General features: G+C 66.7%; 12 protein-coding genes and 1 pseudogene. 7 read left to right on the forward strand and 6 right to left on the reverse strand.

Annotation, left to right across the window (positions count from 1 at the left end):
• Nucleotides 1–34 precede the first annotated feature (34 nt).
• From FF100_RS15415 to FF100_RS15450, 6 genes and pseudogenes are all read right to left on the reverse strand, one after another.
• Complete coding sequence (locus FF100_RS15415; RefSeq protein WP_139036562.1) at nt 35–1,372, reverse strand: aspartate aminotransferase family protein; 1,338 nt, start codon at nt 1,370–1,372, stop codon at nt 35–37.
• Between the two features lie 37 nt (nt 1,373–1,409).
• Nucleotides 1,410–1,631, reverse strand: coding sequence for a hypothetical protein (locus FF100_RS15420; protein ID WP_139036563.1), 222 nt, complete (start codon nt 1,629–1,631; stop codon nt 1,410–1,412).
• Nucleotides 1,632–2,003: 372 nt separating this feature from the next.
• Nucleotides 2,004–3,557 (reverse strand): ABC transporter substrate-binding protein, encoded by a 1,554-nt coding sequence (locus FF100_RS15425; protein WP_139036564.1) that lies wholly within the window; start codon nt 3,555–3,557, stop codon nt 2,004–2,006.
• Nucleotides 3,558–3,839: 282 nt separating this feature from the next.
• Nucleotides 3,840–4,459 (reverse strand): annotated as a pseudogene (locus FF100_RS37880) (IS5 family transposase); the annotation flags it as partial.
• Nucleotides 4,460–5,593: 1,134 nt separating this feature from the next.
• Complete coding sequence (locus FF100_RS15445) at nt 5,594–5,851, reverse strand: hypothetical protein (protein WP_246102089.1); 258 nt, start codon at nt 5,849–5,851, stop codon at nt 5,594–5,596.
• 423 nt (nt 5,852–6,274) lie between these two features.
• The gene (locus FF100_RS15450; protein WP_139036567.1) at nt 6,275–6,466 is read right to left on the reverse strand and encodes a hypothetical protein; all 192 of its coding nucleotides are present in this window, start codon (nt 6,464–6,466) and stop codon (nt 6,275–6,277) included.
• Between the two features lie 520 nt (nt 6,467–6,986).
• Between FF100_RS15450 and FF100_RS15455 the strand changes: the two genes are divergently transcribed.
• The 7 genes from FF100_RS15455 (at nt 6,987) to FF100_RS15485 (ending at nt 13,959) form a co-directional block, all read left to right on the forward strand.
• Entirely contained in the window at nt 6,987–7,832 is an 846-nt protein-coding gene (locus FF100_RS15455; protein WP_246102090.1) for a TetR/AcrR family transcriptional regulator, read from the forward strand.
• Entirely contained in the window at nt 7,754–8,989 is a 1,236-nt protein-coding gene (locus FF100_RS15460; RefSeq protein ID WP_139036568.1) for a metal-dependent hydrolase family protein, read from the forward strand. The genes FF100_RS15455 and FF100_RS15460 overlap by 79 nt, the downstream gene beginning before the upstream one ends.
• Nucleotides 8,990–9,091: 102 nt before the next feature.
• A complete protein-coding gene (locus FF100_RS15465) occupies nt 9,092–10,039 on the forward strand; it encodes an ABC transporter substrate-binding protein (RefSeq protein WP_246102091.1) in 948 nt (315 codons plus the stop codon).
• Between the two features lie 104 nt (nt 10,040–10,143).
• Nucleotides 10,144–11,118, forward strand: coding sequence for an ABC transporter permease subunit (locus tag FF100_RS37075; protein ID WP_171070180.1), 975 nt, complete (start codon nt 10,144–10,146; stop codon nt 11,116–11,118).
• An 84-nt stretch (nt 11,119–11,202) separates the two neighbouring features.
• Nucleotides 11,203–11,997: an ABC transporter ATP-binding protein gene (locus tag FF100_RS15475; RefSeq protein WP_246102092.1), complete on the forward strand. Its 795-nt coding sequence runs from the start codon at nt 11,203–11,205 to the stop codon at nt 11,995–11,997.
• Complete coding sequence (locus FF100_RS15480) at nt 11,997–12,731, forward strand: ABC transporter ATP-binding protein (protein ID WP_171070181.1); 735 nt, start codon at nt 11,997–11,999, stop codon at nt 12,729–12,731. The genes FF100_RS15475 and FF100_RS15480 overlap by 1 nt, the downstream gene beginning before the upstream one ends.
• Nucleotides 12,732–12,768: 37 nt before the next feature.
• Complete coding sequence (locus tag FF100_RS15485) at nt 12,769–13,959, forward strand: ABC transporter substrate-binding protein (RefSeq protein WP_171070182.1); 1,191 nt, start codon at nt 12,769–12,771, stop codon at nt 13,957–13,959.
• Nucleotides 13,960–13,963: the final 4 nt, after the last annotated feature.

The following is a 13,963-nucleotide window of genomic DNA, read 5'->3' on the forward strand; positions in this document are numbered from 1 at the left end:
GTCTTGTCGGCCGTGCGGATCCCCACGACCGCACTCACTCCGCGATCGCGTCGAGGGCGCGGCCGACGGCGTCGAACATCGCGTTCACCTGATCCGCGGTGATGATCAGCGGCGGGCAGAAGCAGAGGGAATCGCCGATCGCGCGGGCGATCACGCCCTCGGCCTGGGCCGCAGCCTGGAGGGCTGCGCCGGCGGCGCCTGCCCTGGCCCAGGGCTTCAACTCGACGGCGCCGATGAGGCCGACGCCCCGCCACGCCTTCGCGTGGCGATGCTCGGCGAGCCCGGCTAGGCGCTCGAGGAAGAGCGGGCTCAGGCGCCGGCAATTGCCGACGAGGTCGCGCTCCTCGATGATGCGGATGTTCTCCAGCCCGACGGCGGTGGCGACCGGGTGGCCCGAGGCCGTGTAGCCGTGCCCGAACACGCCGCGGCGCTCGGACTCGTCGGCGATCGGCTCGTAGAAGCGCTCGTTCATGAGGATCGCCGAGAGCGGCATGTAGGACGAGGAGATCTGCTTGGAGAGCACCATCACGTCCGGCTCGATGCCGAAGGTCTCGCAGCCGAACATCGCACCCGTGCGTCCGAAGCCGCAGATCACCTCGTCGGCGATGAGGAGCACGTCGTGGCGGCGCAGGACCGCCTGGATCTCGCGCCAGTACGTCTCCGGCGGAACGTAGACGCCGCCAGAGGCCATCACCGGCTCGCCGAAGAAGGCCGCCACCGTGTCCGGCCCCTCGGCCTGGATCAGCGCCTCAAGCTCGGCCGCCATGCGGCGCGAGAACTCGGCCTCGCTCTCGCCCGGCAGCGCCGACCCGGCATAGTCGGGGCAGGACACGTGCCGCATGCGGTCGAGGGGCAGGTCGAAGCTCTCGTGGTTGCGCGGCAGACCGGTGATCGATCCGGCCGCGATGGTGACGCCGTGATAGCCCTTCACCCGGCCGATGATCTTCTTCTTGGCGGGTTTGCCCAGGGCGTTCGAGCGGTACCACGTCATCTTGACGACGAGGTCGTTCGCTTCGGAGCCGGACGAGGTGAAGTGCACCTTCGACATCGGCACCGGGGCCATCTGGATCAGTTTCTCGGCCAGATCGACCGAGGGTCCGTGCGTCTTGTGCGCGAAGATGTGGTAGTAGGCGAGCTGATCCATCTGCCGCTTGGCGACGTCGGACAGGCGGGTCTCGCCGAATCCCACGGCCACGGACCACAGCCCCGCCAGCCCCTCGATGTAGCGGTTGCCGGCGTTGTCGTAGACGTAGACGCCCTCGCCCCGCTCGATCACGAGGGCGCCGGTCTTGCCGTAGTTGCGCAGGTCGACCAGCGGGTGAAGCTGGTAGGCGATATCGCGTGCCTCGGTGGAATTGGGCATGACTGTCATGGATCGGGTACCTCGGTCGGTGGAGAAGGGGTGAGGGTCAGGCGACGGCGTCGACCGGCGGAGCGGTCAGCCTCGTGCGGCCGGGAACCGCCTCGACGAGGCTGCGGGTGCAGGGCTCGTGGGGGGCGTCGAAGATCTGTGCGCCCGGTCCGATCTCCACGATGGCGCCCTTCTGCATCACCATCACCGGGTCGCCGAGCGCCATGTGGATGAGCGTGAGGTTGAGAATGATGATCGCGACGGGGATGATCGCCATCATTCCGAGTCTCGTGAGAGGATGAAGCGGGGCATGGCTTGATCGGTTCTCCGCGCATGAGCAGGGTTTCGGCGGCACCCGGGGACCTGATGTCGGAGCGGATCCCCTCTCGTGAGAGCAGACGCAGAGGGTAAAGGGGGGCCTATTCGGTTAGTTCTTCCGTCTCATTCACCCCTCTCGCCGCAGAGCGACGACGTTAACGGATTGGATTCGTCCCAATTTTCGCGGTCGGGATTGAGTGGGTTGCATCCCTGTCTCCGAAGGGCTCAGACATCGGAATCGAAATCAAAACCCAGCGTGAATCAAATTCGTATGGGCCGTAGATTCGGGACTGGGGGTGATGCGTCCCGCTTCCATCAGGGAATTTTTTGGGACTTAGCGCTTGATCCAGGCATCGCGCAGCGAGACGTTGAGCCCGTGGGCTGTCGTGATCAGATCCTGGAGGTTGCACCGGTAGATCACCGGAAAACGCAAATCGAGGAGCCACGCCACTGGCACGTCCTCCTGAACGATTGCTTGGGCCTCGTCGTAGAGTTCCTGTCGCTTCGCGGCGGGGGTGGCCACGGCGGCCTTGGCGAACAGTGCGTCGACCTTCGGGTTGGAATAGCCCTCGACGTTGTTCCAGGGATTGCCCTTGGAGATCTGCGAGGTGATGTAGTTCCGCTCGACTCCGAGGGCCGGATCGCCGTTCTGGAAGATGTAGGTGAAGGCCATGTCGTAGTCCCACTGGGAGACACGCTGGTTCCAGCCTCCGACGTCGGTCGCCTGGATCTCCACCGGAATGCCGGCCTCGCCGAGATTCTGCTTCACCGCCTCGGCCCAGCGCTGCCACGTTTCGCCGTAAGGCAGGGGCAGAAGTTTGACCGGCTTGCCATCGTAGCGCATCTCGGCGAGCAGCGCTTTGGCCTTCTTCAGGTTGCGCTCGTATTGCGGAGCGACCGTGTTGTGGAACGGCGTGGTGCCGGCGATCGGGCCGGTGGCGACTTTGCCGATGCCGTTCCAGAGCACGTCGAGGGCGAAAGTCCGGTCCATGGCGTACATGACCGCCTGGCGGAAGCGTCGGTCGTCCATCGGCGGCTTGCGGTTGTTGAGCCAGAGGAAGGACAGGGGCGAATCGAATTCCTGCCCCTTCTGCGAGACGCAGCTGTTCTTCAGTGCGCCCAGCCGGGACACGTCGAAATTCTCGACCGAGCCGCCGGGCAAGACGTCCACCTTTCCGGTCTCGTAGGCGACCGCCCGGGAGGCGCCATCGGGAATGATATGAAAATAGATATCCTGAAGATAAGGTTTATCCAGGAGGTAGTATCTCTCGTTCTTGACGAGATGGATGGAGCTGCCCTTGCGCCAGCTCTCGAACTTGAACGGCCCGGTGCCGATCGGCTTGTCGTTCGCCGGATTGGTCCCGTAATCGGTTCCCTCGTAGATGTGCTTAGGGAGCATTGGCATCACCGCGAAGGTGAAGCTCCGGATGAAGGGCTCGAACGGCTCCTTGAGGGTGAAGACCACCGTATGATCATCGGGAGCGCTGATATCGGCGACGCGGGTCATCGTGTTGCGATGGCGCGGCTGGGTCTTCATCAAAAAATCTTTGGCCGTGAACAGCACGTCGGCTGCCGTGAACGGCCTTCCGTCGTGCCACGTCACACCTTCATGGAGATGAAATGTGTAGCGTAGGCCATCCGGCGAAATGTCCCAGCTCTTGGCGAGCGAAGGCAACGGCTTCAGCTTCTCGTCGTAGCGTAGCAGGCCTTCGTAGATCTTGCCGGAGACGAGCTGGGTCGGCGCGTTGGTGACCAATCCCAGCATCAGGCTTGGAGGCTCGGGCTGGACGATCAGGTTGGCGCGTCCCCCAGCTACGGGCTGCGCGTGTGGCATGGCCGGTATGGCGAGAGCAGAGAGCAGGAAAAGGCCCAGAAACCGTTTCAACATTGCGCCCTCTTAATCTTCCAAAGGCTGGATGCGCGGCAATTCACGGATAGCCGCGATACGTCGGGGATGTACTGACCGTCATCGATCGCCGAGTGACATGGTGCAGCACGGAGCGGGATATCATCCCGGCCTTGGCGAATGACGTCGAACTGGCGGTATAAGGATATACCGCCATGATTTCAGTACGTTGTCAATTTTGTGCTGTGCATTTCGCGGTCATGTCATGCGCCATTTCTGCGCAGGCGCGCTCAATTCCTGTACTGGCGGGGCTGCCTCGCCATGCGCCGACACGACCAAGAAGACGATGCCGTGGTCGGCGGCCGCCTTCGCCGCGCGCTCGCCCGTGTCGCCCTGATCGACAGAGGCGAGGTCCACGCTGTCGCCGGTGGCCTCCTGCACGGCGTCAGACAGCGCGGCGACGGCAGATCGGTCATCGGCATGGGCAGGCGTGACGTGCAGCGCCAGCACCTGGCCGAGCGTGTCGACCGCCGCGTGCAGCTTCGAGCCGCGCGTGCGTTTGTGTCCGTCCCAGGCCGCGCGAGCGCCACCCTCGGGCGTCGAGCGCAAGGTGCGGCTGTCGAGCATGACGGCCGAGGGTTCCTCGGCTCGGTCCGAGGCCAGGCGCAGCACAGCGCGCAGATCGTGAACCAGGCTCTCAAAGCAGCCGGCTCGCAGCCAGCGTTGGGCCTCATCGTACACGGATGCCAGGGCGGTAGGTCGTGGGGCATGGCGCGCCACGCCACGCCGTAACGCGCCACGTAGCGCAGCCCGTTGAACAGCTCCCGCACGCTGTGCTCGCGCTGAGCGGCGGTCTCGGGCAGCTGCGTCAGGTCGGGCGCGACCAGCGCCCATTCTTCATCACGATAGTCATCGCGCCGCCGCTCCCAAGAGGCACGAAACACTGCGCTCGATTGCAGTTTGGGCAACTCGTCAGCGAGTTGCGGAAATTCGCGCGGGCCTTGGATCGGGCTCGTGACCGGATTGTCGGGCCCGAACTGCGAGTAGGCGACGCGCGCATCTGCAAGAAGCAGTGCGGCGTAGGATCCACCCGAGAAGCCGACGATGCAGGCCCGGTCCTCGACTGCGATCCTGAGGTCATCTCGCCAGAACAGATCCTTGAGCAGAGCACTGACGTCACGTGCCCGCTCCCAGAGGCAGTGAAATCCCTCCCACCGAAAGGCCTGGGTGCTCGTGGTGATCGATGCCGATGGCGACGGAGCCGCGCTCTGCCAGTCGATGACCAAGCCAATCCATCGCGAGGGCGATTGCACCGCTGCTGGAGCGCGATGGGTCCAGACATCGACCTGACCGAAACCCGACCGTCAGGAGCAGGCCCTCAGCATGCGACCGGATGCGATCCTACGACTTTGGAGCCGAGATGGCCGGAAGCAGACGGTCCGAAAACCACCCCGCCCGGACTTTGAGCCGCATCATCGTGTATGCCCGCTGGGGTCAAATCCGGTTGCAGCGAGAAGGGGCGCTACCAGCATAGTTGCTCCTGACGAGCTGAAGCTATCGTGCTGGGCTCAAGATACCCCAGGATCGACGAGATGACGTAGCAGCAGCCGTGCAGCTGGTGACCCCTCGACCGCGCTGTACGACGCTCCGGGTGCGTCAAGGCTGACTGCCCTGCCCTGCTCCGGTGAACAGGGGCGAACTGGCCCCTGGGATGCTGCTTGCTGCGGGCGCCCTCGACATCTTAGAGCGCCCGTCACTCGTGGCAGCAGCGAAACCCCGGAAAGCTTCGCGGCTGACACCCGCGAGGATCAGCGCAGTCGCTGAAGGATGCCCTAGCTGGCCTGGCTCGCCAGGGACATTGCGGATACCACCAGCGAATGCCGAGTGGCCAGCGCCTGCGAGTTCGCCGCGCCCTCGGTCATGTCGGCGTTCGTGAGGTTGAGCAACCGGCGGACCGGTGCCACGCTCGGGCGGGCACGGCATGCCTCAGGTCATTGAGTGCTGGTCGCGCGTCCCCACAGGGCCTCCCCGTGCCGTCGCTCGAGGTGGCGCGGGGAGGCTTCGTGCCGGAGCCTCCTTCAACCCACGACCTTGAGGTCGTTCACATTCACGTCGCCATCCTGGGTGGTGAAGCTCGGTGCCCGTCCATTCGACTGGGAGACGCCGCTGATGCGGTGGTTGCCGCTATCGTAGGTAGCCAGCTTGCCGTCGGTCTCGACGAGGAGCCGCTGCTTGTCGGGGAAGAACGCGTAGCGCATGCCGTTCTGGCCACCGCTGGTCGAGGGCTGGCCGAGCTCCTGCGGCCACCAGGGCTCCGAGCCCTTCATGGGTTCCATCGGCTTCATCGGCTTCATCGGTTCCATGGGCTTCATCGGTTCCATTGCGCTCGGTCCTCTCGTGGGATGTCTGAAGCCAACGCTACGCTCGAAGCGCCGAAAGGTTTCCCAAAAAAACGAGGACGACGAAGTCTGCTGTTGAGATTGTTGTTCGAGGTCGTCGAGAGAGGCGTCGGGATCGCTGCGGAAGCGGGTGAGCTGGGTTCGGGCCTAGCTACGGATATTGAAGGATCAGCGTTAGCGGTGCGGCCAGCACTACAATTGCAACTTACTCTTCCGTCGGCGCCGGACAACCTTGGCTCGTGTAAGCCACAGCTGTCGACCTGGGGCCCGATCGGGGGCGCAACTGTAGTGGCAGATCTCTTCAGGGCCGAAGTGGACCCCGAGCGGATGATCCGACCCGAAAGATGCCGGCGGTTTCCGTTAAACGGAGAGCCCCGTGATCAGTGACGGATGATTCGAGATTGCGGCCTCGATCGCCGCGACCGCACCCATGAGGTCGACTGAAACGCCTGCGCGCCGGGCGGCCTCGTCGGCACCGACCGCCAGCGCGCTGACATTCGACACCAAGAGTTCCCCGTCACCTCGACGGTGACTGTCATCGCCCATGGTCATGACCAGCGAGCGCCGAGCTCGCGACCTGGCACCATGTCGATGTCGGTCTGAGCCTCGGTCAACGCTTCGCCACGGCGTGCCTCGCATGAACTCAGCCCCGCTACAGCGCTGACAAATATTCTCTGTGAGCCGTGCCTGTCACAAGGGCGATCACGCAAATTTTGCGTCATTGTTCGATTTTGTCGCCATAGAACATCACAAATTTACATATACATACTGTGCATTATCGTCGAGAATTGCCCTCGGATCGTCAGGTGGTCTCGTGAGCGGCAGCGTGCGGCGATCATCAACTTTATCGATTTGAGTGTCAGGCCGCCGACATGACGGCTGTCCGGAGCCTGCGACATGAATGGGTTCGAGATCGGCATCGTGCTGCTCCGCGTGTAATGCGCGGATCAACGCCTCTGACCACTCATCACCACCGAAAGCGCGGATGAGCTTCGGTCCGATTCCGCTTCGCACTCAGCGTAGATACCCACCTCAAGTAACCACAGCATGGGGGAACACGAGCGTATCGATCATGCGCGAGGAAACCGGTCGGCGGTCCATCCCGGAACGCTGCGTTGCCTACAATCAAGGCAGCAAACAGCTCGAATTTGCAAAACAAACATACTTGCTTGTTTCTTCGACATCGGCACAATCGCGCCGTGCGGGGGGAAGTGTGATGCGCCGGACGCAGGGGCAGAGGAGCGCGGACACCCAGCGAACCCTGCTGGAAGCCACCATTCGCCTGCTCCACGCGAGCGGATACGCGCGGCTGACCACCCCGGACATCGCGCGGGAGGCGGGCATCTCCCGTGGTGCTCTCAACCACCATTTTTCGTCGAAGGAAGATCTGCTGATCACAGCTCTGGAGTTTCAACTCCACAACGTCATCGTCGAGATGCGCGCTTTCGCCGAGCGAACGACTCACCGAGCCGGTACGTCCGATTTGGTCGTCGACTACCTGTGGGACCTGATGGCGGGCGGGCTCTACTATGTGACGCTCGAATACTTGCCGGAATTGCGGCACAACCCGAGCTTCAAGGAACGGATGATCCCGGTGGTGCGCGAGTTTCACCAGGCCCTCGACGAGGTGTGGATGATCCTGGCCGAGCCCGAGGGCATCGATCCTGAGCGGGCGCGCGCCACCCTCACCATGGCGATGATCCGCGGCATGGTCGCCCAGACCATCGTGCGCGACGACGAAGCGTATTTCCGCGGCCTCCTCGATTTCTGGAAGTCGAGCCTGCGCGTGCTCCTGCATCAGCCCGCCGCTCCCGAACCGACACAGGGATCCAACGCACCGTGCCCCTCACGCTCATCAAGAACGCCCGCCTCGTCGACGGCAGCCAGGACCGGCCGAGCGATCCCCTCGACGTCCTGATCGACGGCAACCTGATCCGCGAGGTCGGTCCCGGCCTCGCGAGCGCCAGCGCCACGGTGATCGACCTCGCCGGCCGCACCCTGATGCCGGGGCTGATCGACTGCCACGTCCACGTCATCGCGACGATTCCGAACCTCGGCGCCAATGCCGAATTGCCGAACTCCCTGGTGGCGTTGCGCTCCGCCCGCATCATGCACGGGATGCTGATGCGCGGCTTCACCACCGTGCGCGACCTCGGCGGTGCCGATCACGGCCTCGTCCAGGCGATCGCCGAGGGGCTGATCGCGGCGCCCCGGCTCGTCATCTGCGGCAAGGCGCTGTCGCAGACAGGCGGCCACACCGATTACCGCGGCCGCGCCCATGCCCGGTCGGTGGAGTACTACACCGAGCGCCTCGGCACTCTCGGCCGCATCTGCGACGGGGTCGACGCCGTGCGCCGGGCCTGCCGCGAGGAGATCAAGGCCGGGGCCGAGTTCATCAAGATCATGGCCAATGGCGGCGTGTCCTCGCCGACCGACCCGATCGCCTTCCTGGGCTTCTCCCGCGACGAGATCACGGCCGCGGTCGAGGAGGCGCGGAACGCCCAGACTTATGTCTCCGCCCATCTCTACACCGACGCGGCGATCCGCCGGGCGGTCGAGTGCGGTGTGGTCTCGATCGAGCACGGCAACCTGGTGAGCCCCGAGACCGCGGCGATGATCCGCGAGGCCGGTGCCTTCGTGGTGCCGACCTGCGTCACCTACGACGCTCTGGCCAAGGAAGGCGCCGGCTTGGGCCTGCCGCCGGATTCGGTGGCGAAGATCGAGGACGTGCGCGAGGCGGGTCTCGCCGCCCTCGGGATCCTGCGGGAGGCGGGCGTCCTGATGGCCTACGGCTCCGATCTCCTCGGCGACATGCATCGGCACCAGTCGGAGGAATTCGTGATCCGCGGGCGTGTCCTGCCGGCCGCCGAGGCGATCCGGTCGGCGACCCTCGACGCCGCGAAGGCCCTTCGGATGGAGGGTCGGATCGGCACCGTGGCGCCCGGCGCCTTCGCCGATCTCGTCGTCGTCGACGGCAACCCCCTCGACGACCTCGCCCTGCTCACCGGCCAGGGTCGTCACATGCCGCTGATCATCAAGGACGGCGCCGTGGTCAAGCGCTCCGCTTCCTTCTGACCCCTGTCCATCCCGCTTCCGGAGGAATCCCGACCATGCGCTTCGACAGACGCCAGACCCTCCGGCTGATCGCCGCCGGCACCCTCAAGGCGGCCCTGCCCCGTGGGGCGGCGGCTCAGGCCGAGGAGTTCCGGGTCGGCGCGCTCTGCCCCGTCACCGAGGCGGGCGCCACCTTCGGGACCGGGATGCAGAAGACGATCATCGCCACCGCCGCCCGGATCAACGCCGCGAGCGGGGCCGCCGGCCAACGCCAAGCACCTGTCCTCCCGCTTCCAGGCGACCAACGACCGCTTCGGCCGCGCCTTCGCGCAGATCGCCGCCAAGGAGGGCTTCAAGCGCCCGGCCACGCTGGCGTTCAACACCGCGTCGGGCATCGGCAACACCGAGGGCTTCGCCAAGGCCTGGAAGGCGCAAGGCGGCAGCCTGACCAAGGCTGTCGTCTACGAGCCGAACCAGCCGAGCTATCGCAGCGAGCCGCAGAGCGTGCTCGACACCAAGCCCGACGTCATCGCCATGGGCTCCTACGTCGCCGACACCCCAATCATCCTGCGGGAATGGCACCAGACCGGCGCGACCAACAAGTTCATCCTGCCCGACTGGGCGATCAACGCCAGCACCGTCGCCAGCCTCGAAGAGGACGTGCTGTCGCACGGCATCACGGTCGAGAGCGTGGCGAACGAGGGCTCGACCGCCTTCGCCGGTTTCGACGCCCTCGACCGCAAGGCGATGGCCGCACCGGGGCGCAGCAACACCTATGCGGCGATGACCTACGACATGATCGTGCCGCTGGCACTCGCCGTCGAGGCCGCCGGCCCGGGCGCCGACACCGCGGCGGTCAACGCCCGGATCATCGGCTTGAGCGGTCCCGACGGCGAGGTGGTCTCGTCCTTCGCGCAGGGCCGCGACGCCCTGAAGGGCGGGCGCAAGATCATTCACGACGGCGCATCCTCGGTGCTCGGTCTCGACCAGCCCGGCGATGTCCCGCCTGATTTCAGCGCTTATCTGTTCAAGGGGAAGAGATTCGAGCGGCAATACGTCGTGAAGATCTGACCGCGGATCCTCATTCCTCATCATCCATCGACGCGACCGGGCGCGGGGCGGCGAACTCCGCGCCGGAGATCCCTTGCGCCCGCCATCCTCCTCCAGGCGACCCGATGCTCTCCCCCGATCCGCTCGTCACGGGCCTGATGTCAGGTCTCGTGATCGGGCTCTCCGCCCTCGCCGTCACCCTGGTCTTCGGGGTCGCGCGCTGTCCCAACGCAGCGACGGGCGACGTGATGTCGGCGAGCGCCGACGCGGCCTTCGCGGTCGCGGCCGATCCCTCCCTGGCGCGCGTCTTCGGCATCGATCCGACCCGGGTGATGCTGACCCTGTGGGCGCTCGCCGGCGGCGTCTCGGCAGTGGCCGGGCTGGTTTTGGGCCTCAAGACCGTGGTGACGCCGGATCTCGGCTGGAACCTGGTTCTGCCGGCCTTCGCGGCGGCGGTGCTCGGCGGGATCGGCAGCCCGCTCGGGGCGGTGGTGGCCGGCATCCTGCTCGGCATCGTCCAGGACGTCGCCACGCCCTTCGTCGGCTTCACCGACAAGATCGCGATCGCGATCTTCACCCTGCTGACGCTCGGCCTCAACCTGCAGACCGGGCTCACCGATGTCGGGCTCGTCGGCTTCTTCTCCATCGGCGCCTATGCCCCGGCGATCCTGACGGCGTGGGGCTACCCGAGTCCCCTCGGCTTCGCGGCCGGCGCGGTGCTCGCCCTTCTCGCCGCCTGGCCGGTCGGCCTCGTAGCCTTGCGACGGCGCGACGGCGGCCTGTCGGGCGGCGAGCGCCAGCAACTCGCCTTCGCCCGTGCCCGGATGACCCGCCCGCGCCTCATCGTCCTCGACGAGCCGATCGCCGCTCTCCCGCCGGCCCTGGTCAATGACAGATTCCGGCGCATCGCCGCGCCGGCGGCCGGCGGCACCGCGGTGCTGCTGATCGAGCCGCGGGCGCGCCAAGCCCTGACGATCTCCGACGTCGGCGCCATCATGGATCTCGGCCGCGTCGCGATGAGCGGTCCGGCCCGGACACTCCTCGACGACGAGCGGACCGCGCGCCTCTCTCTCGGCCAGGCGGCCGATTGCGATGCGTAACGCGACCAGCAATCCCGTCCTGCCGGCGATCCGGCATCTGCGGCACGCCGGAACGGCTCGGCGGCACGGCATCGGAGGCCGTTCGTGACACGCACCGCTCCTTCCCCCGCTTCAGCAGAGGCCATCCTGTCGGTCCGCGACGTCATGCTGTCCTTCGGTGGGCTGCGTGCGCTCGACGGCGTCAGCTTCGACATCGCGCCGGGTCAGGTGACCGGTCTCGTCGGCCCGAACGGCGCCGGCAAGACGACGCTCTTCAACGTGATCTCGGGCCTCCACCGGGCCCAATCGGGAACGATCACCTATGCCGGGCGGCGCATCGAGCGCGAGAGCCCGCATCGCATCACGCGCCACGGCCTCGTCCGCACGTTCCAGATCGCGCGCGGCTTCCCCGCCCTCACGGTGTTCGAGCACCTGATGGTCTACGGCGTGCGCCAGCCCGGCGAGAGCCTCGTGACCGCGATCGTCGGCTCCGCCGCCGCGCGACGCCGCGAAGAAGAACTGGCCGAGACGGCGCTGGCGGTCGCCGGCCGCCTACGCCTCTCGCACGTCATCGACAACCGCGTGACCGATCTGTCCGGTGGCCAGAAGAAGCTCCTGGAGATCGGGCGCGCGCTGATGGCCGAGCCCGGCATGATCCTGTTCGACGAGCCGGCGGCCGGCGTGAACCCGACCCTCGCCGAGGAGATCGGCGACGAACTCCTGGCCCTGGCGGCGGACGGCATGACGATCCTGCTCATCGAGCACGACATGGCGCTGATCGAGCGCCTCTGCCGCCGCGTCGTCGTCATGGCCCGTGGGCGCACCCTCGCCGAGGGCAGCTTCGACGAGGTCCGCGAGAACCGCGAGGTTCAGGATGCCTATCTCGGAGGGCGGCGCTGATGCTGCTGGAAGCCACGGATCTCGTCGGCGGCTATCCGTCGGCCGAGCAGATCGTCAAGGGCGTCGCGCTCTCCGCCGATGCGGGCGAGCTCGTGACGATCATCGGCCCGAACGGAGCCGGGAAGTCGACGGCCCTCAAGCTCGTCTCCGGCCTGCTCAAGCCCTCGGCGGGCGCCGTCCGCCTCGCCGGGCAGGATCTCGCCGGGCGCTCGCCCCAGGCGCTGGCCCGCGCCGGGCTCGGCTTCGTGCCGCAGGAGCACAACGTCTTCGCCTCCCTGACGGTGGCCGAGAACCTGGAGATGGGCTGCCTCTTCGCGCCCCGCGAGGCGAAGGCCCGCTCGGCCGAGGCCTATGCCCGCTTCCCCATGCTGGCCGAGAAGCGGCGGGATCCGGCCGGCAGCCTGTCGGGCGGGCAGCGGCAGATCCTCGCCATGGCCATGGCCCTGATGGCGCGGCCGAAGGCGCTCCTCCTCGACGAGCCGACGGCGGGCCTGAGCCCTGCGGCCGCCCACGACCTCTTCGCCACCATCCGGGGCATCGCCCGGGACGGGCTCGCCGTGCTGATGGTCGAGCAGAACGCCCTCGAGGCGCTGGAGATCTCCGACCGCGCCACCGTGCTGGTCGATGGGCGCAACCATCTCGACGGACCGGCGGCGGCTGTCGCCGGTGATCCCGACATCCGCCGCCTGTTCCTCGGCGGACGGCAATCGACGCCCGGACCGCAGGGCCAGTAACATCGATCAGGTAACGCAGGGAAAGCGGAGCATGAGCATGATCAATCGTCGTTTCTTCCTCGGATCGAGCCTCGCGCTCTCCGGCACGCTCGCCATGCCGGCGGTCCTGCGTGCGCAGTCGGGCCCGATCCGGCTCGGCACCCTCACCCCGCTGACCGGCTCGGGCGGCGCCTACGGGCCCGTCATGGCGAGCGTCGTGAAGCGCGCGGCCGAGGAGATCAACAAGGCCGGCGGCGTCAACGGCCGTGAGCTTCTCATCCTCTCCGAGGACGACCAGACCAACCCCGAGGCGGGGTTGCGGGCGGCCCGCAAGCTGATCGACGTCGACAAGGTCGCGGCGATCATCGGCACCTGGGCCTCCTCGGTCACCACGGCGGTGGCGCCGGTGGCCTGGGAATCCGGCACCTTCCTGACCACGGTCTCGGGGGCAGATTCGATCACGCTCCTGCCACATCGCGGCTTCCTCGTCCGCACCCAGCCGAACACCACCCTGCAGGGCCGCAAGTTCGGCGAGTTCGCCCTGGAGAGCGGCGCCAAGAACGTCACCTTCCTGTCCCCGCAGACGCCGTTCACGGACAGCCAATACGCCGAGATCACCAAGGTCGTCACAGCCGCGGGTGGCAAGACCACGAAGCTCGTCTACGACGACAAGAAGACGACGTTGCGCACCGAGGTCGACTCGGTGCTGCGGGGAAAGCCCGACGCGATCATCATGGGCGGCTACGCGACCGACACCGCAATCCTCGTGCGCGACCTCTACCGCGCGAGCTACCGGGGCAAGCTGATCGGCTTCGGCTACGCGGTCAACAAGCAGCTCGTCGAGGCACTCCCGCCCGACGTGAGCGAGGGCATCCTCACCCTGTCCCCGTCGGCCGCGGCGGGCTCGAACGGCTACGCGCACGTCGCCCGCCTCGCCGGCATGGAAACCCCCGACACCTATAGCTGCCAGGTCTACGACCAGATCAGCCTCGTCGCGATGGCACTCGGCCTCGGCCGCGGCGACACCGGCACGGTGATCAGGGACAACATCCGGAAGGTGTCGCAGGGCGGCGGCGAGCGGGTCGACACCGCGGTCGACGGGCTCAAGCTCATCGCGGCCGGCCGCAAGGTCGATTACGACGGCGCCTCCGGTCCGTGCGACTTCACGGAAACCGGCGACGTCACCGACGCGAAGTTCCGCTACGAGCAGGTTCGCGGCGGCAAGATCACCCTGATCAAGATCGCTTGAGACC

The sequence above is a fragment of the Methylobacterium terricola genome, assembly GCF_006151805.1.
In the GTDB taxonomy this organism is placed as follows: domain Bacteria; phylum Pseudomonadota; class Alphaproteobacteria; order Rhizobiales; family Beijerinckiaceae; genus Methylobacterium; species Methylobacterium terricola.